General features: G+C 51.7%; 1 protein-coding gene and 3 pseudogenes. 1 reads left to right on the forward strand and 3 read right to left on the reverse strand.

The genetic code is table 11. The features are described from left to right. Positions 1-247 (reverse strand): annotated as a pseudogene (locus QZ147_RS08925) (Glu/Leu/Phe/Val dehydrogenase dimerization domain-containing protein); the annotation flags it as partial. Here QZ147_RS08925 and gdhA point away from each other — a divergent pair. Continuing rightward, a pseudogene (gene gdhA, locus QZ147_RS08930) lies at positions 242-1,327 on the forward strand (NADP-specific glutamate dehydrogenase); the annotation flags it as partial. The pseudogenes QZ147_RS08925 and gdhA sit on opposite strands and share 6 nt — an antisense overlap. Before the next feature lie 143 nt (positions 1,328-1,470). Here the strand turns inward: gdhA and QZ147_RS08935 are convergent. Next, positions 1,471-2,457: an amidohydrolase family protein gene (locus QZ147_RS08935; RefSeq protein WP_295149489.1), complete on the reverse strand. Its 987-nt coding sequence runs from the start codon at positions 2,455-2,457 to the stop codon at positions 1,471-1,473. A gap of 26 nt (positions 2,458-2,483) precedes the next feature. Continuing rightward, positions 2,484-2,962, reverse strand: a pseudogene (locus tag QZ147_RS08940) (AMP-binding protein); the annotation flags it as partial.

Here is a 2,962-nt window from a genome sequence, read left to right on the forward strand (position 1 = left end):
ATTTTAGTACGCCTAAATTTACGCTCGGGTGTAAGCGCAAGCCGCCTTTGTACGGGCCGATCGCGGAGTTAAACTGAATGCGATATCCGTTATGTACGTGCGGTCTGCCGTCGTCGCCTACGTAAGTCACGCGAAAAACTACCGTGCGCTCCGGCACCGTGATGCGCTCTAAAATCGCGTGTTTTTTGTATTTCTCCTCACGCGATATCAGCGGGTCTAGGCTGTAAAGCACCTCGGTAGCGGCTTGCGCTTACACCCGAGCGTAAATTTAGGCGTACTAAAATTTCTAGGGTTTGAGCAAATTTTTAAAAATTCGCTAACCGGCGTTAATATCGGCGGCGCGAAAGGCGGCAGCAACTTCGATCCCAAAGGTAAAAGCGATAACGAGATTATGAGATTTTGCCACGCGTTTATGGACGAATTTTACCGCCACATCGGCAACACTACCGACGTACCCGCGGGCGACATCGGCGTGGGCGCGCGCGAGATCGGCTATATGTTCGGGCAGTATAAAAAACTCACGGGTAGATTCGACGGGATATTAACCGGCAAGGGACTAAACTGGGGCGGAAGCCTCGCTCGCACGGAGGCTACGGGCTACGGACTCGTGTATTTTACGCAAAATATGCTGCAAAAAGCCGGTCTTGACTTAGAAGGTAAAAAATGCTCCGTCAGCGGCTCAGGCAACGTCGCTATCTACACGATAGAAAAGCTCTATCAGTTAGGCGCGCTGCCTATTACGGCGTCGGACTCGAACGGCTACGTTTACGATGCGGAAGGCATCGACGTCGCGCTGCTTAAAGAGCTAAAAGAGGTTAGGAGGGCTCGTCTTAGCGAATACGTAAAATTCCGCCCGAACGCGAAATACGTGAGCGTAAATGAATACGCCGCGGGTCGCAACGGCATCTGGGACGTGCCGTGCGACGGGGCTTTCCCGTGCGCGACGCAAAACGAACTGCATCTAGCCGATATAAAGACGCTCTACGCTAACGGTTGCCGCTTCGTCGCAGAGGGCGCGAATATGCCAAGCACGCTGGACGCCGTAAATTTCATGCTCGCGCAAAAGGATTTTTACTTCGCTCCGGCAAAGGCGGCGAACGCGGGCGGCGTAGGCACTAGCGGACTTGAAATGATGCAAAACGCGGGTATGACGAAGTGGAGCTTTGAAGAGGTCGATCGCAGGCTACACGGCATTATGAATCACATTTTCGAGCTTAGCTACGAGACGAGCAAGGAGTTCGGCGACGAGGGAAACCTGGTGCTAGGCTCAAATATCGCGGGCTTTCGCAAGGTAGCCGATGCGATGATAGATCAAGGATACGTGTAAAATTCGCGAGTTTTGCGCGCCCTTTCGCGACCGTATACTAGTTTTGCGAGTCTGATACGACGAGGCGCGCGCTTTTTAGTAAAGGGCGCAAAAGCGGGTCGGGATTTTAAGAGTAAAATTTTAGTCCGTTTTTGCGCCGAATTCTATCCTAAGTCCAAAATTTTCTTATAATTACTCCAAATCGCGTTATCTTCGCCGAAATATTCCATTACCGCGCGCACGCCGCGGTCAAATGCGTTGGGCTCGCGGTGTAGTTCGAGCCGCTTGCAAAATTTTAGGTCGTAAGAGTTGTAAATCGCCGAATAAGGCACCGGAAAATCCGATCCGTAAAGCAGTTTGCCGTGAATGCGCGTTTGCGCGCTTAAATGCCGCAGCGCTCGCGCCCTAGCGGGCGTTAATATCGCCGAAACGTCGGCGTATAAATTAGGCGTCGTTTCTAGCATTTCAAGTAGTTTGAAGTATTCGGCGCCGAAATTTTCGGGCTTTTTAGATAGCGCTTTAAACGGATGCGCGCCTTCGTAGCGGATAGCCATGTGCGCGCAGATCGTATTTACGCCTATTTGCGCGGGTTGGCTTAACATTTCAAGCCCTTCGTATTCGCGCGCGGAAGCGACGGTATTTTCGTTGCCTACGTGAATTATAAGCGGTAAATTTAGCGCCTTTAATTTTTCAAAATACGCCCGAAATTTCGCCTCTCTCGTATCCACGCCCCAGTAATTTTGCAAAAATTTCGCCCCCTTAAAGCCCGCCTCGTAGTAGCGATCTATGAGATCTAGCGCGTCGGGACGTAGGGGATTAACCGAGAAAAACGGCGCGACGACGTCCGGATACGCCCTTGCGACGGCTAGCACGTCCTCGTTAGTCGCGCACACGGTGGCGTCTCTGTGTAGTTCGCGTCCGCGCTCGTCCACCTTCGCATCGACTCCGAAAAGCGCGATTTTATCTACGAATTTAGACTCCCGCGCGTTTGTGATAAGCCCCTTTACGTAGGCTTCGTAAGGGTTTTTAAGCAGCTCGCGCGCGTTTAGCCCGAATTTCCGCGCGAAAAAACCGACCGCGAATTTATCGAACGGGCGGTTAAATTTCACGCTTGAAGCTAGCAGGTGGACGTGGGTATCTACGGTCGTCATATTCTTCCTTTGGGCTCAGTTTTTATCTAAATTTTCGCGCCAGCCAGCTCTGCCGCTTTTGCTTTCGCCGCCTTAAAATCTACCTTTCCGCTTGCTAGCGTCGGTATTTCCTCTACGCAAAAGATAAACGACGGCAGCATTATCGGCGCTAAATTCGCCGCTTTTATCGCTTCTAAAATTTCTTCCTCGCTCATTTGGCTTTTTACCAAAAGCGCGACGGCCTCGCCCTTTTTGTCGTCGGGTACGTTCGCCGCGACTAGGCTCGCCTCGCCTAAAACCTTGCTTATTTGCTCCTCGACGCTAGTTAGGCTTATCATCTCGCCGCCTATTTTGGCAAAGCGCGAATAGCGGTCTACTATCGTTACGAAACCTTGCTCGTCGATATGCCCTTTATCGCCCGTTTTGTAGTAGCGCACGCCCGCTATCTCGCATATCGCCTCGGCGGTTTTGGCTTCGTCGTTTAAATAGCCCTTCATCACCTGCCCGCCGCCGATTATAATTAGCC

It is taken from the genome of uncultured Campylobacter sp. (genome assembly GCF_905371695.1).
Classification (GTDB): Bacteria; Campylobacterota; Campylobacteria; order Campylobacterales; family Campylobacteraceae; genus Campylobacter_A.

What these genes read in the sequence shown, in the direction of transcription:
- QZ147_RS08935 (WP_295149489.1), bottom strand. Translation starts at nt 2,457, where the DNA reads ATGACGACCGTAGATACCCACGTCCACCTGCTAGCTTCAAGCGTGAAA.